The following is a 21,057-nucleotide window of genomic DNA, read 5'->3' as shown; positions in this document are numbered from 1 at the left end:
GCTTTTACATGGTTGTCATCGCGGACTTTTTCTGATATGCGACTTCTTTCTTCAGTCCCGCAATTTAAAAAATTAATTCTATAAATAACGGATATTTAGTATAACAATTATTTTTTTGGAGATACCCTCGGCTGCCACGTAACTTCTTCAATTTGTAGCTCATACGTCATCATCCGGCAAAGCATAAAAAGGTAGTCAGACAGGCGGTTGAGATAACGTATCACGACGGATTCGACCTCTTCACCCTGCTGCAAATGGATCACAGCTCTTTCGGCGCGGCGGCAGACGGTACGGGCAATGTGGCCGAATGATACGGACGGATGTCCGCCAGGTAAAACAAATGCCCGCAGTGGAGGAAGCTGAGAGTCGATTTGATCCATTTCATTTTCAAGCAAAACTATATCTGCCTCTGTCAGATCGGGCAGAATCTTCTTTTTTTGGTCGGATTCCGAGGCCAGATGTGACCCCATCGTAAAAAGCCTGTCCTGGATTTCCTTCAATAAATCTCTGCGTTTTTCATTGACAGGCTGATCGCGGAGCATTCCGATGTAACTGTTTAATTCATCAACTGTCCCGTATGCGTCAATCCGGACGTGTGCTTTGCTCAGGCGAGTACCTCCAATGAGGGATGTTGTGCCCTTATCGCCGGTCTTTGTGTAAATTTTCATTTAGAACTTATTTCAATACGACGAATAACCATTGCCAATTAGGTTTTAGAAACTCCCCAACCTAATTTTGCACCCAAATTACTATGGCGAAAAAAACCTCTACAGGGTACTGATTCATGAAAGTTACAACATTTGCAATAAAGATCTGGCGTTGGCTATCTCTGTTATTTGTTATCGGGGCGTTGATGTGGACCTACTCCCTGTTTCCGGAAATGGTAGCGGTAGATTTCTCAGACACCGGCCTAGCAGAAAAATATTTAAGTAAAGAACATGTGTTTTACATTGTTATGGGGTTGTTTCTGCTGAACAATGTACTCATTACGGGATTAGCGAAACACGTTCCCAAGGTGGATGCGATGAACCTGCCGATTTTAAACAAAAAAGCCTGGGCTGCACACCGCACAGAACTAGATGAGCATCTTACAAACTGGCTTTACTGCCTGGTGGCGGTGATTAACACCATTATCGGATTCAGTCTGTTGGCCCTTGCGACTATCAACAGTATGCAGTATAAGATGGACGTTTTCGATTTCTCGTGGGTTTACTACGTCGGTTTAGGGCTTATCTTTTTCGTGTTTTTACTTCCCCTGCGCCTGCTATGGGCACCAGCGCCGGAAGAAAGGCTGTAATCTTTGGATAGAATGAAAGGGGACGATATTCAGCTGGACGACTATGTTTACGATCTGCCTGATGACAGGATTGCACGCTATCCGCTGGAACAAAGGGATGCTTCTAAATTGCTGGTTTATAAAAATGGTATAATTGCTCACGAGCATTTCACCGACTTACCTTCCAATCTGCCGGCCGAGACATTACTTGTTTTTAACGATACCAAAGTAATACCCGCCCGCGCCTACTTTAAAAAAGAGACCGGCGCGGTCATTGAAATACTGCTTTTACATCCCGAAGCTCCAACCCGCATTATTAACGACGCCATGCTTATAAGGCACTCCTGCGTTTGGGAATGCATGATTGGAAACAAGAAACGGTGGAAATTAAAGGATAAGTTGACTACTGAAATAGTTGTTGATAGCCAGCTGGTAAAATTACAGGTTGAGTATGCTGATTATGATCTCAATCATGTGAAACTATCCTGGGATCAGGACATTGTATTTTTGGAAATAGTCAAGGCTCTCGGAGAAATTCCATTGCCGCCATACCTAAACCGGGACACAGAAGAGCGTGATAGTCAGACTTACCAGACTGTTTACGCACATCACGATGGAGCAGTAGCCGCGCCCACTGCTGGCCTCCATTTTACTCCCAATATTTTTGAAAAACTGAATGCAAAAGGTATCAGGAGGTCATTTCTGACATTGCATGTAGGTGCAGGTACTTTCCAGCCGATCAAGGTAAGTTCGATCATCGAGCACCGGATGCACTCCGAGCAGGTCGTTTTTACGAGAGATTTGATTAATGACCTTCTTCAAAGTCCTGATATGATCGTACCTGTTGGTACCACTTCGCTTCGTTCGCTGGAAAGCTTGTACTGGTACGGCGTTAAGCTTTTCAGAAAAGAAACTTCGATATTTCAGATTGAAAAATTGTATCCCTACACTTTTGAAGGTCAGGAGCTTCCCACTGCATCCGAATCCTTAAAAGCGATCGCGGACTTTATGGATCAGGAAAATCTGGTCGAACTGGTCGGAGAAACAGAGATCTTTATATTTCCCGGATACCAGTTTCGCTTATGTAAAGGATTGATTACCAACTATCACCAGCCAGGTTCTACATTGATATTACTGGTAGCCGCATTGGTTGGTAACGATTGGAAACAGATTTATACCGAAGCACTGAGCAAGGACTACCGGTTTTTAAGTTATGGCGATTCTTCGTTGCTTTGGAGGAATGGTTGAATGGGCTGGTTATTTCATTTGAAATAATTTTTGGTTAATTTGTCCACTGTTAACCGCACGATTATGGGTCACCCGCAAGTTTCAGAGCAGAAATACTCCGTTGCCGAATATTTGGAAATGGAGGAAAAGAGTGAAATCCGTCATGAATACTATGACGGGGATATCTACGCTATGGCCGGAACTACGATGAATCACAACAGAATCGTTGGGAGGATCCGAAATCTAATGGAGAGAAACTTTTTACCTGCCGGCTGTGATGTGTTTGCTGAAAACGTGAAAGTGGAAGCGATCCCAAACTTTTACTACCCATACCCTGATGTCATTGTAACCTGTTCACCGGAGGATATTAATGGGACATATATTGTTAAGAATCCGGTTATTCTGGTAGAAGTGTTGTCCAAATCATCGGCCAGTTACGACCGCGAGTTCAAATTAAGGCGTTATAAAAGCATTCCATCTCTTCAGTATTATTTGCTGGTTTCGCAGAATGAATATTATGTAGAGCTTTTCACACGAACAGAGCAGAAGGATATCTGGACTTATCAGACTTTTGATAATGTAAATGATGTAATCCGTTTCGAAAGAATGAATTTTGAAATACAAGTTTCTTTAATCTATGAAAACATTAAGTTTAGTGCAGAAGAGGAGTGGGTGTAGATAAATCATTTAACCCACACAACCTCACTCATTGCCGACACCCCATTCTCATTAAACGCCTCAATCGCGAAGTAGTAAGGCACTCCTACATTCAATGCTCTCAGTTCGAATGTGTTCGGATCATCGTTCCAAAATTGATAAGTCTGGTATAGTTTGTCTGGTGCAATGCCCCACAGAACATTGTAGCCGATCACGCCGGGAATTTTTTCCCATTTCAAATCTGCATTGCGTGTGTCTTTTTGCCTGATAGCCGTGAAATTTTTAGGAGTAGGGGGCACTTTCCCAAATCCATTTCCGAAAACCCTGAATTCGCTGATAGCCAAATTGGGTGAAGCGACGTGAATGTGCTCGTAACGTACATAACGGGCACGCACGGGTTGCGCCAGCTCAATGTATGCACACGGGCGGTCACGCTTGGGTTCCTGCGTGAGATCGCTGGCAAGGTCCCATTTCTTTCCGTCTTTGGAAGTTGATATTTTAAACTGCGTGTAAACCCGTGCTGGGTCATTGTCAAAAATGTCGGATTTGTAGTCGGTGTAGTTGATTTGGACAGCTTTGACTTCCTGTTCGGTCTGCAAATCAATGGTTAAAGTCTCGCCCGGCTTGTTCTGTTTGGCTGCCCAGAAAGTTCTGGGATTTTCATCGGTGATTTTAGCAGCAGCCATTGTATCCAGTGTTGAAGAGGCCGTAACAGGCTTTTTGTATGACAATAACATCCAGCCGGTGAACAATTCGTCACCTTTTCCCTGCCATGTCTTCGTTGTCATTTTGTGCGGGAAGTCGCCGAAGCGGGTATTGGCGAACATTTGTCCATCTTTGTCGAATCCGGCCGGGTACATGACGATCCTGCGTTCCATTCCCCAGTTGAGGCCGATCCATGACGTACCGGTGTTCCAGTAATTGCCATAATTATCCTGAAAAGTATTTCCATGGCCCGCACCGGTCGCAAAGCCACCAGGTCTGTAGGAAACGGGATTGTAATTGGCATAAGTAAATGGTCCCAACGGATCGTCGCTGACGTAAGTACCATTGGCATACACATTATATTCCGTTCCCGGAGCGCCGTATTGCAGGTAGTACTTTCCTTTGTGTTTGGTCATCCACGCGCCTTCCGTAAACGGTTTGAATGGGTCAGAATGGTTTGGCCCGAAGCGTTCCCAGCCATGTTCGTACTGATTGAGCCAGAACATGGCTTTATACTGACCTTTGAAAGCCAACCTTTTGGAATAATCGAGTTCCGAGCCAAAAATCGGGTAGACATTGGAAGAACCCCAGTACATATACCATTTATCAGTGTCAGCGTCGTGGAAAAGCGCGGGGTCCCAGGGGCCGATATCTTTGGGCAACCGGGGCGTCCAGCGGTTATAAAATTCCCAGATACCTTTTTCAGGGGCAACAGAATATAGGATAGGCCGCGACTCGAATGTAGATTGAAACAAAAACAATGTATCGCGAACGGAAACGGCTGCCGGGGCGCACATATCTTCAAACGGCCAGCGATTGGCAGTGAGGTATTTCCAGTGGATCATGTCTTTGGAATGCCAGTAGCCACCCGAAATGGTCACGAAAAGGAAATATTCATTTTTGCCGCCTACTTTATGGTTGATGATCACGGGATCGGCACCTGAGCGATAACTAATGTTGTCATTCAATTGCTCAAAATTGTATTTGTAGTCAATATCCATCGGATTGCAGTAGGTCGTTTGTGCAAAACCCGTGTAAGAGATTGTCAATGAGAGCAATGAGAGCAAAATTTGAAATGGCCGCGTGATCATAATGTGTTGATGATTGTGTGCAGGAAAATCTTTTAATGATGCTAAAATAGACACTTTTGAAGTAATAAGTTTTACAGTTTTTTAAAACATCTGTGGATTACAAAGTTTTAAAACCGATAACGTTTACCTTTGCCCTTCGATTTTTTTGAAATAAGAAATAGCATAAAAAATGACGATTGATTTTATTGAAGAACTGCGCTGGCGCGGTATGCTTCACGATATGATGCCCGGTACGCATGAGCAATTGCAAAAGGAAATGACCGCCGGTTATATCGGTTTTGACCCTACGGCTTCGTCTCTGCATATAGGTAATCTGGCTACGATTATGCTACTGGTACATTTTCAACGTGCTGGTCACAAGCCTTTTGCATTAGTAGGTGGCGCAACGGGAATGATCGGCGACCCGTCGTTCAAAGCATCGGAGCGTTCTTTTTTGGATGAAGATACATTGCGTTTTAACCAGGAAGGGATCAAAAAGCAGTTGGAACAATTTCTCGATTTTGACTGCGGCGATAATTCGGCGGAAATGGTCAATAATTATGACTGGTTTAAAGACATTGGTTTTCTCCAATTCTTGCGTGAGGCAGGGAAGTTTCTCAGTGTCAACTATATGATGTCCAAAGATTCTGTGAAGAAACGTTTGGAAACGGGTATCTCATTCACAGAGTTTTCGTACCAGCTTTTGCAGGGTTACGACTTTTATCACTTATATAAACACAAAAATGTCCGGCTGCAAATGGGCGGTTCGGACCAATGGGGTAACATTACGACCGGTACCGAGATCATTCGCCGGAAAGAGGGCGACGAAGAAGGATATTTCAAAGCATATGCATTGACTACGCCACTTCTGACCAAATCGGACGGCTCTAAATTTGGAAAAAGTGAAGGCGGAAATATCTGGTTAGATGCTTCCAAAACTTCGCCGTACGAGTTTTATCAGTTTTGGCTCAACCAAAGTGACGAGGATCTGCCGCGTTATCTGAGGGTTTTTTCGTTTAAAAACAAAGAGGAAATCGAAGCATTGGAAACAAGTCACGCAGCCGAGCCACATTTGCGAATCATGCAAAAAGCATTGGCTGCTGAATTGACTTCCCGGATACATTCGGAAAAAGCATATCAGCTTGTATTGAAGGCTTCGGAAGTCTTGTTTGGAAAAGCAACATTGGAAACTTTGCAAAGCATTAAGGAAGATGAGTTTGATACGATTTTCGACGGAGTTCCTCAGACTGAAATCTCGACTCAGGAATGGAGTGAATGTGCCAATATTACGGATTTGATTTCTACGGTAACCAGGTCTGAGGTTTACGCTTCCAAAGGCGAAGCTCGGCGTGCAATTCAGCAGAATGCAGTGAGTGTTAATAAAGTGAAAGTTACTTCTGCTGAGCAGGTATTAAGTGATTTTTCCTTGCTACAAAATCGGTTTTTGTTGATTTCGAAGGGGAAGAAGAATCATTTGATTAAGGTTGTTTAAATTGATTGATATGGGCAGGATATTCAAAACATCAAACTTCGAAGAAATGGAGGCTCTCAAAAGGAGGTTCGTGATTGAAAAAACTCCTGCGGGGCGTTTAGAAGATGAATTGAGAGCGTTAGAATTCGCCAAAACAATATACAAATCAAATCCTCTGAACTCATCAATACATTTGAATGTCAAAATCGTTTAGCTCTATTGAGGAAGCATTTGCCTGGTATTTGGAGAACATCTATAAAAGCTTGCCGGCTGATGAGAAAAAAGGTGAGTTGGTTATAGCTTGGCGCAATTTCACTCATAAGCAGGGTATATCTCAGAAAAAGATGATTTCAATTTTAAAGAGATTTGGTTTTGACGTAAATATTTCTGTGACTTACAAGAAGTAAATTTTTTTCCCAGGTTTTGTAAGAAAGAAAGACTTGGTAAGTCTTGAAGACTTGCCAAGTCTCGCTTGTCAGTTTTTAAAATACACAGCCAATTGTAAGATTTTCTTACAAATTTTTATATCTTTGAATGTCAAAATCATTTAGTTCAATCGAGGAGGCGTTTGCCTGGTATTTGGAGCACGTTTACAAAAACTTACCGCCAGAAGAAAAAAAAGGCGAATTGGTAAGTGCTTGGCGAAGCTTTACATTCAAACAAGGGATATCTCAAAAGCGGATGATTTCCATTTTAGAACGTTATGGATTTGATGTGAATATCTCAATTTCAGTTACTTACAAAAAGTAACTTTTTTTTGCATCGAATTTGTAAGAAAATCTTACATAATATCAAAACAAACTATAAGCCACTATATCAATGAAAGCATTATCCAATTCTCAAAAAGATTTCAGTTCGATTACGGCGGCGGAAGCAGAGTTGTTAACGCAACAATTTCATGTCATTAAAGATTTTTTTCAAACCTTTACTAGTCGTGAAATGATGGAATCCGTCAACACAATGATTGAGGGTTTTTTATTTGACGAAGGGCTGGAAAACGTTAGTCCTGAAATGCGCGTTCATATAGCCAATAATCTCCGGCTTACTACATTTCTGGTAAGCTTGGAAGAAAGTTATAGGAAGGTTTCACTCTTGCAGGGTGGTTAGTTACCATTAAGACTTACCAAGTCTCCAAGACTTGGCAAGTCTCGCTTACCATTAACTTTTCCCAGAATAAGTATTCAAAACCGGAGCAGCAGTGGGATTATACTGGTACGACTGCCAGGTGCTGTCCTCGTAAATCTCAACAATCCGGTAACCTTTATAAGCCGTTCCCCAGTTCCCGCCGAAGTGGCCGTCGAAGAAGTAAGGTTTTTTGCCGTACATTTTGGTACTGTCCTGATCGTGGTCGTGACCATTGAAAATTGCCTTCACATTGGGCGTTTTTTCAAACAAATCGATCACTTCTTTGCATTCGATACCATGCACGGTCCATTTGGCGGGGGTAATGTGCAGAAATACAAAAATCCCTTTCTTGTCGCTGTATTTGGCTATTTCGGTACGCAGCCAGTTTACATCAGGGCAAACATATTCTCCTTTTTCGTTTGAGGTGTCACCCACCACAAACGCATACTCGCCTTTTGAAAAACTATGATTGGTGGAATAGCCCCAGGTACTTTGCCAAACGTCGAGTCCCACCTTATCGTGGTTGCCGCGGCTCACATAATAAGGTACCCTGAGATTGCCCAGCGTGCTTTTGAAATCGTAGAGTAATGTGGGATCGTCGTGGATCAGGTCGCCGTTGAAAAATAGAAAATCCACTCCTTTTTGTAGCTTTTCCTTATTAACCCAACTGATCAGATCCGAATGAAATGTCTTGAAATCAGTATCCGGCTGACCATAATGGCCGTCGGAGGCCACGATAAACCGCATTGAAATTCTGGCGGGCGACTTGCCGGTTTCAGGCTCGGATAAGTAAGTAAGCCCGGGAAGTGCAGGGAGTAATTTCAGGAAAGAACGTCTCTCGAATTGCATGGTTATGGGTTGCGTTGGATTAGGTCAGGGGTAGTTTTATTCTTTCAAAAATAGTTATTCATCCGTGATATTTTCTTTATCCTTGCAGGTTGTTAACAATATTTAATATAAAATTCTAATTCATGGATCGCCTTATTCTGCAAAAAGCGGCGTCGTATTGTGCTTACCAGGAAAGGACGCAAGATGAAGTGAGGCAGCGTCTCAAAAAGTGGAATGTATGGGGTGAGGAAGCGGACGAACTGATCGCAGAGCTCATTTCAATGAATTACCTGAGCGAGGAACGCTTTGCGAAAACTTATGCCGGAGGGAAATTCAGGATCAAGAATTGGGGCCGAATGAAGATCAAGCAGGAGTTACAGCGGCGAGGCCTTAGCACTTATAGCATTGAAAAAGGGATGAACGAAATTGAGGATAAGGTTTATGTCGAAGGGCTTAGGACGCTTTTGACAAAAAAGAAGATTTTGCTCTCAAAAACGGAAACAGACGCATTTAAACTTAAAAATAAACTGGCAAGGTTTGCTCTGGGGAAGGGATATGAGAGTGAGCTGGTGTGGAAGGAGCTGGAAAGTTTGTAGGAAGACTTGCCAGGTTTTCAAAACCTGGCAAGTCTCAACATTAAAAATCAGAATCGAACGAAATCTTGTGGCCGGAGTCTTTGTCTTTTACTCCGCTCATTACACCGGCTTTTTGGTATTCTCCAACGCGTTTTTCGAAGAAATTGGTCTTCCCTGGAAGCGAGATCAGTTCCATGAAATCGAATGGATTGGCTGAACCGAACTGCTTGGGGCAACCTAACCTTTCAAGCCAGAAATCGGCGATGTATTCTATATATTGTTTCATCAGCTCTGCATTCATCCCGATCAGTGAAACAGGCAATGCTTCGCTTACAAATTCCTTTTCAATCTCAACAGCATCCATCATAATTTCAATCACTCTTTCCTGAGGCAATTGATTGACAATGTGCCTGGTATAAAGCAAACATGCAAATTCGCAATGCAGTCCTTCGTCACGTGAGATCAGCTCATTTGAAAACGAAAGTCCTGGCATTAGCCCGCGTTTTTTCAACCAGAAAATAGAGCAGAATGAGCCGGAGAAGAATACGCCTTCCACGGCGGCAAAAGCAATGATCCGTTCAGCGAAAATAGGGCTGTTGATCCATTTAAGAGCCCAGTCCGCTTTTTTCTGAACACATGGAATGGTGTCAATGGCTCTCAGTAAATGGTCTTTTTCAGCCGGATCTTTGATATAAGTGTCAATCAATAGAGAATATGTCTCGGAATGGATGTTTTCCATTGCGATCTGAAATCCGTAGAAGCATTTGGCCTCCGCATATTGTACTTCGCTCAAAAAATTAACGGCAAGGTTTTCGTTCACTATACCATCGGAAGCAGCAAAAAATGCAAGAACGTGAGAGATAAAGTGACGTTCTCCGTCACTGAGGTTCTCCCAGTCTTTCTGATCCTGCGACAGATCTATTTCTTCTGCGGTCCAGAATGAAGCTTCGTGACGTTTGTACATTTCCCAGATATCGGAATGCTTGATCGGAAATAATACAAACCGCAATGGATCTTCAATCAACAGGGGTTCCTGCCTGGTAAGTTCTTGTGACATAGTGACTTTAAATTTTTACGGGGATCAGATTTATATAACTTTATAATAATCCTGGCCGGAAGGGCGGGCCCGAAGGAGAACAAATCTACACGCTTTGAGCCGAAAATTCAAGGAGAAGCAAAGCAAATTGAAATACTTATTTAGAAAAATTCTTCTCTGGAATAAGTTAACTTTGTTGCTTTCAAATTGTTAAATGCCCGGTAATTTCTCTCGGGAAAAAGTAAATTTTAATCCCCAGACTCTTGAAGATTTCCGGATTCACAATCATCAGAAATGCGGTAATTAATGACTATCCGATCGTGGAAGCGATCACGTCTATTCTGCCTGTGGTGGATGAAATGCTCGTGAGCGTTGGGTATAGCGATGATGATACCCTGGAACTGATCCGGAATATTGGCTCGGACAAAATCCGGATCGTGGAGTCGGAATGGGACATGTCGCTGCGTGAGGGAGGAAAGGTACTGGCTGTGGAAACGGACAAAGCGCTTCGGCAGATTTCGCCGGATACTGATTGGGCATTCTACATTCAGGGTGATGAAGTAGTGCATGAAAAGTATCATGGCGCCATCCGGGAATCGTGTAACAGGTATGCAGATGATCTGCGGGTGGAAGGTTTGCTGTTCGACTACCTGCATTTTTATGGTACTTACGATTATGTCGGTGACAGCAGGAAATGGTACAGAAGAGAGATTCGCATTATCAGGAACGAAAATAAATTGAATCATCCTGAAATTTCTGCCTTTCGCGACGCTCAGGGTTTTCGCAAAGGACATACGAAGCTGAATGTGAAGCATTCGGGCGCGGCGGTTTACCATTATGGCTGGGTAAAAAGTCCGGCGCAGATGAAGACCAAAATGAAGAATGTGAGCCGTTTCTGGAATGAGGATAAAGAATGGGAAAAGATTTTACAGTCGGAAGATTTCTTCAATTACGAAGAATTTGATTCTCTGAAACTTTTCGATGGCACACATCCTGCGGTTATGCAGAAGAGAATTGCAAAGCAAACCTGGAAGGTAAATCTGGATACATCCAAAAAGAAATTCCGCCTGAAAGATGCCCTGCTATATTGGTTCGAAAAAAAGACCGGCAGGCGCTTATTCGAGTTTCGGAACTACAAATTCATCTGATAAATTCTCGTATTGCAATAGCTTTTTTGAGTCGCGGCTAACAGATTACTAGAATAATCGAGTTTTTTTAGCAACACATTTCGAATCGCTTGCGCATTAATGAATGTCTAAGCAAGGCTCATTTCGATTAGAAAGTTATATTTGTTAGAATAATTTTAAATTGTAATTATCACTGCAAATCAATGTTCGAATATTTTAAAAAATCGATAGCACGCAAAAAGGCCCGTCGCCAGTTTCAGGAGTATCCTCACGTAATCGATACTTTTTTATTGGAAGAAGAAGGTTCCGTATCGTTTGCTAACTGGAAAAACCCGCTTGTAAATGCCAAAGTAATTACGCAGGGAGAGATTAACTTTTTCAAGAAATTTATCCCGAAAGGCAGCCTTTGCATCGATATCGGAACTAACATTGGCGACACGACCGTACCTATGGCCCTGGCGGCTGGTAAGGAAGGAACTACGCTAGGTTTTGATCCTAATCCACACGTATTTAAGATATTAGAAATAAATGTATCGTTGAATAAGGACAAGACGAATATTATTCCCCTGCCTTATGCCATTACAAAAGACGAAGGGGAATTTTATTACAGTTCCTCAGAAGCATCTTTTGGAAACGGAGGTATTTCAAATGAAATCGTAGAAGACCAAGGCGCATTCCAGCTTTCCACTAAAATTAAGGGCATTACCTTAGAGAAATATCTCAAAGCAAATCACCCAACGTTGTTGTCAAAACTTTCTTTCATTAAGGTAGACGTGGAAGGTGCTGACAAAGAGGTTATCAAATCAATTGCTGACTTAATTAAGGAATTTAAGCCGGTACTGGTAGCGGAATGTTTCCCGAAATCAACTCCGAAAGAGAGGGCTGAGCTATATCAGATCGTGTCAGACTTCAATTACGAACTTTATTATTTCTCCGACTTTCATGAAAATGCGGAGATCATAAAAATTGAAGATGCCAGGGATATGAACAAATGGAAGACCTTCAACTTTTATTCTCTTCCGGTAGGGAAGCAGGTTTGATTTTCAAATCCATTTTTTCCTTCTGAAAAACCACAATACTACGAGCGAAGAGAGGATCATTAGTAAAAGCGAAATCCAGAATCCCCAAGGTTCACCAGTCGAAGGGATATGATCATAATTCATGCCGAAAATACCTGCGATGAGTGTGGGCGGCATAAAAATGATCGTTACCACCGTGAATATCTTAATCACCTGGCTTTGTTCCAGGTTGATTAAGCCCATAAAGGTATTTTGAAGGTATTCCAGCCTCTCAAAATTGAACGTGGTGTATTCCAGCAGTGAGCTGATATCTTTGAGAATGATCCTCAAATGTTCTTTCCGGTCTTCGGGAAAATACTGACTTCTCAGAATTCCTGAAAGTACCCGCTGCTTATCAATGCTCGTCTCGCGTAGCATCATCGTAATTTCCTGCAATCCACTGATCCGGATCAGTACTTCCTGCCGGGCTTTTTGCTCGTGAGTAAGATCCTTGCTGATCGCCGAAATATCGCGTGAAATACCTTCCAGAGAGTCGGCATCTGCTTCAATGCGGGTTTCAAGCAGTAATAGCATAAAATCAACGCCATTCTGAATCCCTTCGGGGCTGACTTTCATCTTTTTTACCGTGTCAGCAAACGTTTTGGAATCCCCGCGACGGTAGGTAAACAACACATTTTGATGTAAAATAAAAGAGATAGGGTAGGTTTCGTAGCCGTCCCGGTCTATCTTCAAAAAGTTGGAGTTCGCGTTGATGGTCTCGTTCTGTTCAAAAAAGCGGGAGCTGCTTTCAATCTCCACAATCTCCTGTGGCGTTTGAAAACTGATGTTACATTTGTTCTCCACCCATTCCTCTTCCTCCGCCGTGGGAGACTGCAAATCCACCCAGACAAGGTTTTTGACTTTGCCCAGTTCACGAATATCATTTTCGCGTTTAATCAGCCGGCCTTCTTTGTAAAATATACGTACCATTTTTTAAAGTTGGGAAATTATATTCAAAAGGGTGTGGAAGACTAAAAAGATATATGTAATTTCGGAAAAACACGCACTTGTGAATCAGAAATTTTATCCACTGACAGCCTCGGCTGATTCCCTCACTTTTACTTTTCAGAGCCTTTCGACGCATAAAACCGTACCGAAAGAAATTCAGTTTATTAAGATCACAGACAAGCTGTACAATCTTGCTTTCGGCGATTTACAAATGAATGACGAAATTGACGATCTCGTTGTCACAAATAATAAGGATACCGAACTTGTGCTTGCCACAGTCATTCAAGCTATTCAGGCATTTTTGAAGTCTTATTCTCAAAATGCGGTTTATTTTACAGGAAGCACGCCGTCAAGAACTCGCCTATATCGTATTATTCTAAATCGTGAATATGTTAACTGATGTGATGTGTTTGAGGTTTATGGAGTTTTAGGAGACAAAATAATTCCATTTGAGACAAATGTTCGATTTAAGGCGTTTATTGTTAAAATGAGAGAAGTATGAAAACGACAGAAAAAAAATTGGTAGATCTTTCACGAGTTAAGGTGGATCCTAATATGAAAAGGCACAAATTGAGCCCTTCGATGGAGAAAAAAGTGGAAGAAGCTAAAAGAACCATCGAGGAATTGCGGAAATCAGGAAAAAATGATTTTTTATTTTAATTGATCTTCCAGCTAATCGTATTTTTGCGTGATGCGAAATACTGCTTCTCCGGGAATCTTCACGACGCAATTCTGGCTGCTGGGCCTCAGCTCATTCCTCTTTTCTTCCAGCTTCAACATGCTCATACCCGAACTGCCGGGTTATCTTTCATCCATGGGCGGCGCAGAATACAAAGGTTCTATCATTGGATTATTCACATTGACTGCCGGCTTGTCAAGACCATTCAGCGGCAGACTTACCGACAGAGTCGGTAGGGTACCTGTCATGGCTTTTGGGTCTATTGTCTGCTTTATCTGTGGGTTTCTATATCCAATATTCACGACGGTGATGCCTTTTCTGCTTTTACGGCTCGTTCACGGATTTTCTACCGGGTTCAAACCCACGGGAACTGCGGCATATGTAGCGGACATTGTTCCGGCCAACCGCCGGGGAGAAGCAATGGGAATTCACGGCATGTGTATGGGGGTAGGCTCTGCATTTGGGCCCGCGGTCGGCAGTATGATCAGCATGACATTTTCGTTAAATGCGCTGTTCTACACATCATCGCTTTTTGCATTCCTTTCGATTGCGATCCTTCTAAATATGAAGGAAACGCTGAAGGAAAAGCAGCGGCTCTCAGTCAAATCTTTTCAAATCACCTGGCGCGACGTATTTGAGCCCGATGTATTTAGCCCCGCTCTCATCACTTTTTTATGCTATTTTGGCTTCGGGGCAGTTTCTACGGTTACCCCCGATTTTAGTGATTACCTGGGGCTGCAAAACAAAGGATACTATTTCATGGTCTTCACGATTTTCTCCATTCTTGTGCGTCTTTTTGCAGGGAAAATCTCTGATAAGCATGGCCGTATGCCTGTTACCATTGTAGGGTGCAGCATTTTGATAGTTGCTATGGTCATTACGGGCTATGCGAATTCCATCAGTTTGTTTTTGACGGGCGCAGCATTCTTCGGAGTTTCTATGGGTATACTTTCACCGGTACTTTCAGCATGGACGGTCGATTTGAGTCGGGACGATAACAGAGGTCGGGCGATTGCGACGATGTTCATATCCCTCGAAGCTGGTATCGGGTTAGGTGCGTTTTTGTCTGCTGCGATCTTTGCAAACCAGCGTCATAATCTGGAAAATGTATTTTATTGCATGGCAGGCTTTGCACTGGCGGCATTAATTTATGTTGTGTTCCTATATCAATTTAAAAGACACCGTTCCCGTGCTATTTGAAGATACTTATCAAACCATCGCCGCTCCCACGGAAAGTTTGTTTAAAGATAAAGGAAGTAGATTTTTAGCTTTCGCATACCCCATTCTCAATGATAGCGATGCGAAAACCTATCTGAATGAGCTTCGCGAGCTTCATCCGAAAGCAGTTCACCATTGCTACGCATATCGCTTGGGGACGGACAGGATGAGTTACCGTATGAGCGATGACGGAGAACCTTCGGGTACTGCGGGCAGACCTATTTTAAATACATTGTATTCTAAGAATGTTACGAATATTCTGGTAGTAGTTGTGCGGTATTTCGGCGGTACATTGCTTGGTGTACCGGGACTGATCAATGCTTACAAGCTGGGGACAGAAGGTGCATTGGAAAATGCTGAAATCATAACCAGGCATTTTTTCAGCATTTACAATCTGTCATTTTCTTACATTCAAATGAACGACGTCATGCGGATCGTTAAAGAAATGGATCTGCCGGTTACTGATCAGGTTTTTGAAATGGAATGTCAAATGAATGTGGAAGTCCGTACTACGCTCACCGAGCGTTTTATGGATCGGTGCGAAAAGGTGGAAGGGCTTGTGGTAAGCCTCAAAACCTGATCATTCGTTGTCTTTCAGCATTCTGATGAAATCCTCTTCGTACTCTTTGAGTGCTTTCAGTAGCTCCTTCAATTCCTTTTCTTCCGGCGTACCTTTTTTTGCACCATAAATTTCATCAGCTCTTTCTGATGCTTTCTCGTAGTCACTTTCGTTTATCAGCTTCATCACTTATGGATTTAATATTTTATCAAAAGTATTTATTGTAAAACAATGCACAAAAAAACCGGCCGCGGGGACCGGTTTTTTTCAATTTAGTTCAGATTAAAAACCTATTACGTTATTAGTATCCAGGATTTTGGGTCAATGTAGGCTTTCCGTCCAGCTGACTGTTCAGGATTTCATCCTGAGGAAGCGGGTAGTAAAGGTTTTTGGCAGTGAATGTTTTACCCGACAAATAACCTCTCTTGCTGAATACACGTCCTGATGGCTCTTTTCCAGGTACTGCTTCTTCCGCAGCATATTTGTTAAGCACTTTTTCTGCAATGCCCCAGCGTACCAGGTCGAAGAAACGATGTCCTTCCATTGCAAATTCAAGTCTTTGCTCCATACGTACCGCATTTCTTGCGAAATCAGCACCTTTGGCAGCAAAAGTACCGGCCGCATAGGGCTCAACTTTATAAGTCACAGAAGCATCCTGAACGGATCCTGTTTTTGCACGGTTACGGATCTGGTTAACATATCCCTCAGCCACAGCCAGGTTTCCCAATTCAATTTCGCATTCAGCCAGCCACAACAATACGTGCGACAGCTTGATCATGCGGAAGTTGTTGTTCACGTTCCTTTTGCTGGTAGAGTGGGTAGTACTGTTTTCTTCGGCCAGGTAGTACATCCATTTTTTACCTGTAAACGGACCTGCATATACCTGATCACGGATCCAGGCAGAACCCGGCATCGGGCCCCAATCCAGGAAGTTTACCCCGCGACGTCCAACTGTCCAGTCGAGACGGGGGTCAACAGGTACTGTTTTGTCCAATGTAAATGCAGCTGAACTTACAATTCCCTGATCATTTGGAAGGTCTACTTTATTGTAAGTATCCAACGTTCCGTCAGCGGCTGTACCAATCATTGGCAGCCCGTTTTCTGTTTTGAATGCATTCACGAGGTTATGAGAAGCCTGGTAAAAACCGCAGCATCCACGTCCGGGAGCACCAGCAGAATAGGGCCAGTTCAGGTTGTCACCCGCGTTACCATTGTTACCATTGGTCCCGTCATTTACTGAAAACTGTACCTCGAAAATAGACTCAGAGTTGTTGTTTCCGGTTGTTCTGTAGTTGTCGTGGTAGTTAGCAACCAGTTTCTTGCCTGAGTTGGTTACCACATCATCAAGCAGAGCTTTTGCCTCAGCCCATTTTTTCTCAAACAAGAAAGATTTGGCCAGGAAAGACTTGGCAGCCCATTGTGTAGCTCTTCCTTTTTGAGCCTGTGTAGTAGGCAAATTCTCTGCTGCAAATTTGAAATCAGCTTCGATTTTAGGCCAGATATCCTCCGTATTTGGAATTTTGGTGGAGTTGGGATCAGCAGCTACATATACCGTTTCGTCAATGTAAGGTATTTTATTCCACATCTTTTTGGCTTCAAAATGGAAGAAACCTCTTAAGAAACGAGCTTCCGCGATCACCTGCTTTTTCTCCGCCTCGGTCATATCTTTTACGAGTTCACCGTTAACGATCTGGATAACTTCGTTACATCTTGCAACGCCGTCATATTGATGCCACCATTTTCCAAGGAAGTAAGTGTTATCCGAAAGCCAGTTGTATTGTTCGATGAAGGACTGCTCTGGCTGGTCACCGGCATCTGTTCCTTTTACCGCATCATCGCTGGCAATTCCACCGAAAACATAGTTTGAAACAGTCGACTGACGACCTGTGTTTCCGGATCCCACTCCATCTACAAGCGAGTAGGCGCCGATCAACAATGCGTTGACGCCGTTTTTGTTGCTCAATTGTTCCAAGGACGCTCGGCCTTGTGGTTTCAGATCGAAAAAGCTGTCAGAGCAAGAAAAGCTCAGTCCAATTAAGACGATTATTAAGGTTATTTTTTTCATTGTTACAATATGAAATTTCGTGAATATCAGAGGATTAGAAGCCAAAACGTAAACCTACAAGATATGATTTGGAGACAGGGTAAGCACCTTCATCCACACCCAGGTGTTTGTCCTCATTGTCATTACCTGACCTTCTCAGGTTGATGTCTGGATCAAGACCGGTGTATTTGGTGAATGTGAACAGGTTTTGTCCCTGTACATAAATTTGCGCCGATGCGATCTTCACTTTTTTCAGTAACACCGAAGGCAATGTGTAGGTCAACTGGATGTTTTTGATCCGGAAATAAGAACCGTCTTCCAGGAAGTAAGAAGAAACCTGCTGGCTGGTTGCATCACCTGAGTTAAGTCTTGGAAGCTTTGCATCATCACCTGGTTTTTTCCAAGAGTTGTAAAGCATATCCTTAGAGCGGTTACCCTGGAATACGTTGAAATCCGTCCAGTATCTTGTATAGTTGAAGATTTCGTTTCCTTGTACACCTTGTCCGAATACAGTCAGGTCGAATGCCTTGTAACCAACATTCAGGTTCACACCGTAGTTGAAATCCGGGTGAGGGCTTCCGATGATCGTTCTGTCCGCAGCGGTAATGATACCATCACCATTTACGTCCCTGAATTTGAAAACACCTTCACGTGTATAAGAACCGAATTTTGGAGCTGCATCAGCTTCCGCCTGGTCTTTAATCACACCATCCACAAAGTAACCATAGTAGCTACCGATAGGATATCCCGCTTTCGAAGCTGACATAGCCGGAAGACGAGTTGTGAATCCAAAGATGGTAGCGTTAGGGTCATTGTTCAGTTTCACCACTTCGTTTTTGTAGTGACCAAAGTTCACCCCAACAGTATAGTAGAAATCACCTTTTTTGTCGCGGAAATTCAGACCGATATCGAAACCTTTATTAGTAACCTCTCCAATGTTGGTGTAAGGAATAGTACCTGTACCAGCAGTTCTTGGTATGGCGATCTGGGTCAACATATCGGTTGTTTTACGGTTGTATACGTCAAGAACAAATTCCAGTTTGTTGTTCAGCAACACCGCGTCAAGACCAATGTTAGTAGAAGTGTTGGTTTCCCATTTACCATTGGCATTACCAAATTGTACAAGGTCAAATCCACCCACGATGGATGTTCCGGTACCGTTGATATCGTACGCATTGTTTTGTGGATCCGGCGCATAAAGCGTATAAGCGTTGTACACGTTCGGGATCAGCTGGTTACCAGTTTTACCCCAGCCAAAACGTAGTTTCAAATCGTCCAATACTTTTTTGGTCGGTTTCATGAAACTCAACTCAGTCATACGCAGACCCAACGAGAATGCAGGGAAAATACCATATCGGTTAGCTTCTGAGAAACGGGAAGATCCGTCACGACGTAATGTGAAGTCAGCCAGGAACAGGTCTTTGAAACCATAGTTGATTTTACCAAACTGCGAGAACAATGCGCTTCGTGTAGCTCCTGCGCCAGCATTGGCCAAACCTGCCGCGGAACCTGCATCCAGGTAACGGTAGTCAAGGTCATCAAATGCGAAACCACTTCTGCTGGCCTGGAAGGCTGCTGCATAAGTTTTAACAGCTTCCGTTCCTACCAGTACATTCAGATTGTGAGGTCCAAATATTTTCGAATAGTTCAAAGTGTTGAACCAGGTAATCGAGCGGTCAAGGTTGTTGATCACGTTCATGCTGTTTGCATTTCTTGCCTCAGCAGCTTCGATATCTCTGTGGAAATATTCAGAACGGTTTGTCTGGTTGTATTCAAGACCGAAGCTGGTACGTCCGGTAAGGCCTGGCAAAATGTCGATCGAAGCAAACATGTTACCGAATACGTGCGTACCTCTGGTAATGTTGTCTTTCTCACGATACAAACGTGCGAGCGGGTTAGGTGCATTTCCAAGGTTACTACCACGGCTTCCAGCAAAACCATTGTATGGGGAAGTGTTGGTTCCACCCAATGCAGCCGGGCCACCGGTGATGTCAAACACAGGAATGATCGGGTGAACACGGATCGCAAACATGATCGGGTTACTTTCATCATTGTTGGTGATACCTTGTCTTTCATCATATGAAAATGTAAGGTTCTCTCCCACTGTGATTTTGCCTTTGGTAAATTCGGTGTTAGCGCGTACAGAGTATCTTTTGTATTTGGTATATCTCAAAATACCATCTTGCTTGAAATGGTTGGCTGAGATCGCATACTTAGCAGATTTTGAACCACCTGTTGCTCCGATCTGGTAGTTGGAAATTGGAGCCGGGTCAAAAATTACATCCTGCCAGTCAGTACCTTCTTTGTTCGCTTTTGTAATGTTGAAAGCTGTTTTACCAAGATTTGGATCAGCAATGTCATTGGTATAAGTGTAGTTAGAAGGAAGTTCGCCGTAAACATTTGGATAGATATAGTCCGCAACAGTTTGCTCTCCATTTGGTCCAAATTTATATTGAACGGAAGGAGAAGTAACAGAAGGGCTTTTACCAGCTCCAATATCAGACTGGTACAAATACTCACCCAATTCTTTGGTATTCAGCAAGTTCAGCATTTTGCCGGGTCTCTGAGTACCTGTGTAGAAGTCAAATGTAATGCTTGGCTCGCCTGGTTTACCTTTTTTGGTTGTAATGATCACAACACCATTTGCAGCACGCGCACCATAAATAGAAGCCGCAGAAGCATCTTTCAATACCTGCATGGACTCAATGTCATTTGGGTTAAGCTGGTTCAGAGTTCCCTGGGTAGGTACTCCGTCAATTACATAAAGTGGGCTGTTGTTGTTAATAGATCCAAAACCACGGATACGGACCATGGTACCTCCACCAGGAGAGTTGTCATTTCCTACAGTTACCCCGGCAGCACGTCCCTGAAGCATCTGGGTAACGCTTGCAGATGGTACCGCGGTAAGCTCTTTCGGGCTGATCACCGTAACGGCACCGGTAATATCCTGCTTACGCTGAGAAGCGTAACCAGTCACAACGACTTCGGTCAAACTCTTGATGTCATCGGCGAGGGTTATGTCGATAACAGATTTTGCACCGATTACGACTTCTTGCTTTATGTACCCGATTGAAGAAAATACAAGAGCAGCATCGGCACCTTTGGCTTCGATAGAATAGCGGCCATCAGCATCGGTAACTGTTCCGGTGTTGGTGCCCCTTAGTTGCACATTGACGCCCGGGATACCGGCTCCGTCTGTGGCAGATGAGACCTTACCGGTAACCTGTCTTTCCTGCGCGTAGGATGTGCCGGAACTTAGCACTGCCCACACCAATAAGGTTACGGAAGTCAAAAAGACTCGTAAATTTTGTTTCATACAAATAGGGAGTTAATGGTTAAGAAAGTATTAAAAATTATCAATATTAAGTCAAATATAGAAATTGAGAGGACAATAGAATGTAGTGATTGGTGATATTTTTATAATAAATATTAATGTACCAACGGTTACATAAAA

The 21,057-nt window shown here is 43.2% G+C and carries 22 protein-coding genes; 14 read left to right on the top strand and 8 right to left on the bottom strand.

The window, feature by feature from the left end; all coding sequences use genetic code 11:
* Nucleotides 1-107 precede the first annotated feature (107 nt).
* Nucleotides 108-668 (bottom strand): cob(I)yrinic acid a,c-diamide adenosyltransferase, encoded by a 561-nt coding sequence (locus tag ON006_RS22210; protein WP_244824517.1) that lies wholly within the window; start codon nucleotides 666-668, stop codon nucleotides 108-110.
* A 116-nt stretch (nucleotides 669-784) separates the two neighbouring features.
* On the opposite strand from ON006_RS22210, the gene ON006_RS22205 reads away from it, so the two are divergent.
* From ON006_RS22205 to ON006_RS22195, 3 genes are all read left to right on the top strand, one after another.
* Nucleotides 785-1,297, top strand: a complete 513-nt coding sequence (locus ON006_RS22205) for a hypothetical protein (RefSeq protein ID WP_244824518.1) — start codon at nucleotides 785-787, stop codon at nucleotides 1,295-1,297.
* A gap of 12 nt (nucleotides 1,298-1,309) precedes the next feature.
* Nucleotides 1,310-2,524: an S-adenosylmethionine:tRNA ribosyltransferase-isomerase gene (locus ON006_RS22200; RefSeq protein WP_244824519.1), complete on the top strand. Its 1,215-nt coding sequence runs from the start codon at nucleotides 1,310-1,312 to the stop codon at nucleotides 2,522-2,524.
* 63 nt (nucleotides 2,525-2,587) lie between these two features.
* Nucleotides 2,588-3,181, top strand: a complete 594-nt coding sequence (locus ON006_RS22195) for a Uma2 family endonuclease (RefSeq protein WP_244824520.1) — start codon at nucleotides 2,588-2,590, stop codon at nucleotides 3,179-3,181.
* 5 nt (nucleotides 3,182-3,186) lie between these two features.
* Here the strand turns inward: ON006_RS22195 and ON006_RS22190 are convergent, their stop codons facing one another.
* Entirely contained in the window at nucleotides 3,187-4,923 is a 1,737-nt protein-coding gene (locus ON006_RS22190; RefSeq protein WP_374760248.1) for a discoidin domain-containing protein, read from the bottom strand.
* A gap of 208 nt (nucleotides 4,924-5,131) precedes the next feature.
* On the opposite strand from ON006_RS22190, the gene tyrS reads away from it, so the two are divergent.
* From tyrS to ON006_RS22170, 4 genes are all read left to right on the top strand, one after another.
* A complete protein-coding gene (gene tyrS / locus ON006_RS22185) occupies nucleotides 5,132-6,427 on the top strand; it encodes a tyrosine--tRNA ligase (protein WP_244824554.1) in 1,296 nt (431 codons plus the stop codon).
* Nucleotides 6,428-6,603: 176 nt separating this feature from the next.
* Entirely contained in the window at nucleotides 6,604-6,813 is a 210-nt protein-coding gene (locus ON006_RS22180) for a hypothetical protein (protein ID WP_244824521.1), read from the top strand.
* A 127-nt stretch (nucleotides 6,814-6,940) separates the two neighbouring features.
* The gene (locus ON006_RS22175) at nucleotides 6,941-7,156 is read left to right on the top strand and encodes a hypothetical protein (protein WP_244824522.1); all 216 of its coding nucleotides are present in this window, start codon (nucleotides 6,941-6,943) and stop codon (nucleotides 7,154-7,156) included.
* 69 nt (nucleotides 7,157-7,225) lie between these two features.
* The gene (locus tag ON006_RS22170; protein ID WP_244824523.1) at nucleotides 7,226-7,513 is read left to right on the top strand and encodes a hypothetical protein; all 288 of its coding nucleotides are present in this window, start codon (nucleotides 7,226-7,228) and stop codon (nucleotides 7,511-7,513) included.
* A gap of 51 nt (nucleotides 7,514-7,564) precedes the next feature.
* Here the strand turns inward: ON006_RS22170 and ON006_RS22165 are convergent, their stop codons facing one another.
* Nucleotides 7,565-8,380 carry a metallophosphoesterase family protein gene (locus ON006_RS22165; RefSeq protein ID WP_244824524.1) on the bottom strand — a complete coding sequence of 272 codons (816 nt, stop codon included), beginning with the start codon at nucleotides 8,378-8,380 and terminating at the stop codon, nucleotides 7,565-7,567.
* A 122-nt stretch (nucleotides 8,381-8,502) separates the two neighbouring features.
* Between ON006_RS22165 and ON006_RS22160 the strand changes: the two genes are divergently transcribed.
* Entirely contained in the window at nucleotides 8,503-8,955 is a 453-nt protein-coding gene (locus tag ON006_RS22160) for a regulatory protein RecX (protein ID WP_244824525.1), read from the top strand.
* A gap of 40 nt (nucleotides 8,956-8,995) precedes the next feature.
* On the opposite strand, the gene ON006_RS22155 is transcribed toward ON006_RS22160, so the two are convergent.
* Nucleotides 8,996-9,991 (bottom strand): ribonucleoside-diphosphate reductase small subunit, encoded by a 996-nt coding sequence (locus ON006_RS22155; RefSeq protein WP_244824526.1) that lies wholly within the window; start codon nucleotides 9,989-9,991, stop codon nucleotides 8,996-8,998.
* 242 nt (nucleotides 9,992-10,233) lie between these two features.
* Between ON006_RS22155 and ON006_RS22150 the strand changes: the two genes are divergently transcribed.
* Nucleotides 10,234-11,118, top strand: a complete 885-nt coding sequence (locus ON006_RS22150; protein WP_244824527.1) for a glycosyltransferase family protein — start codon at nucleotides 10,234-10,236, stop codon at nucleotides 11,116-11,118.
* Between the two features lie 182 nt (nucleotides 11,119-11,300).
* The gene (locus ON006_RS22145; RefSeq protein WP_244824528.1) at nucleotides 11,301-12,137 is read left to right on the top strand and encodes an FkbM family methyltransferase; all 837 of its coding nucleotides are present in this window, start codon (nucleotides 11,301-11,303) and stop codon (nucleotides 12,135-12,137) included.
* 3 nt (nucleotides 12,138-12,140) lie between these two features.
* On the opposite strand, the gene corA is transcribed toward ON006_RS22145, so the two are convergent.
* The gene (corA, locus tag ON006_RS22140; RefSeq protein WP_244824529.1) at nucleotides 12,141-13,085 is read right to left on the bottom strand and encodes a magnesium/cobalt transporter CorA; all 945 of its coding nucleotides are present in this window, start codon (nucleotides 13,083-13,085) and stop codon (nucleotides 12,141-12,143) included.
* 79 nt (nucleotides 13,086-13,164) lie between these two features.
* Between corA and ON006_RS22135 the strand changes: the two genes are divergently transcribed.
* The 4 genes from ON006_RS22135 (at nucleotide 13,165) to ON006_RS22120 (ending at nucleotide 15,580) form a co-directional block, all read left to right on the top strand.
* On the top strand, nucleotides 13,165-13,503 hold the full coding sequence (locus ON006_RS22135; protein ID WP_244824530.1) for a DUF6934 family protein: 339 nt from the start codon (nucleotides 13,165-13,167) through the stop codon (nucleotides 13,501-13,503).
* 98 nt (nucleotides 13,504-13,601) lie between these two features.
* Complete coding sequence (locus tag ON006_RS22130; RefSeq protein ID WP_244824531.1) at nucleotides 13,602-13,763, top strand: hypothetical protein; 162 nt, start codon at nucleotides 13,602-13,604, stop codon at nucleotides 13,761-13,763.
* A gap of 31 nt (nucleotides 13,764-13,794) precedes the next feature.
* Nucleotides 13,795-14,982 carry an MFS transporter gene (locus ON006_RS22125; RefSeq protein WP_244824555.1) on the top strand — a complete coding sequence of 396 codons (1,188 nt, stop codon included), beginning with the start codon at nucleotides 13,795-13,797 and terminating at the stop codon, nucleotides 14,980-14,982.
* Nucleotides 14,972-15,580 carry an IMPACT family protein gene (locus ON006_RS22120; protein ID WP_244824532.1) on the top strand — a complete coding sequence of 203 codons (609 nt, stop codon included), beginning with the start codon at nucleotides 14,972-14,974 and terminating at the stop codon, nucleotides 15,578-15,580. The genes ON006_RS22125 and ON006_RS22120 overlap by 11 nt, the downstream gene beginning before the upstream one ends.
* Here the strand turns inward: ON006_RS22120 and ON006_RS22115 are convergent, their stop codons facing one another.
* The 3 genes from ON006_RS22115 to ON006_RS22105 all read right to left on the bottom strand — a co-directional run bounded on the left by ON006_RS22115 (nucleotide 15,581) and on the right by ON006_RS22105 (nucleotide 20,919).
* Nucleotides 15,581-15,745: a hypothetical protein gene (locus ON006_RS22115; RefSeq protein ID WP_244824533.1), complete on the bottom strand. Its 165-nt coding sequence runs from the start codon at nucleotides 15,743-15,745 to the stop codon at nucleotides 15,581-15,583.
* 115 nt (nucleotides 15,746-15,860) lie between these two features.
* Nucleotides 15,861-17,624 carry a RagB/SusD family nutrient uptake outer membrane protein gene (locus ON006_RS22110; RefSeq protein ID WP_244824534.1) on the bottom strand — a complete coding sequence of 588 codons (1,764 nt, stop codon included), beginning with the start codon at nucleotides 17,622-17,624 and terminating at the stop codon, nucleotides 15,861-15,863.
* Between the two features lie 34 nt (nucleotides 17,625-17,658).
* Nucleotides 17,659-20,919, bottom strand: a complete 3,261-nt coding sequence (locus ON006_RS22105) for a SusC/RagA family TonB-linked outer membrane protein (protein WP_244824535.1) — start codon at nucleotides 20,917-20,919, stop codon at nucleotides 17,659-17,661.
* Nucleotides 20,920-21,057: the final 138 nt, after the last annotated feature.

Origin of the sequence: Dyadobacter pollutisoli (assembly GCF_026625565.1) — a bacterium.
Lineage (GTDB): Bacteria > Bacteroidota > Bacteroidia > Cytophagales > Spirosomataceae > Dyadobacter > Dyadobacter pollutisoli.
This window is presented reverse-complemented; position numbering and strand designations above follow the sequence as displayed.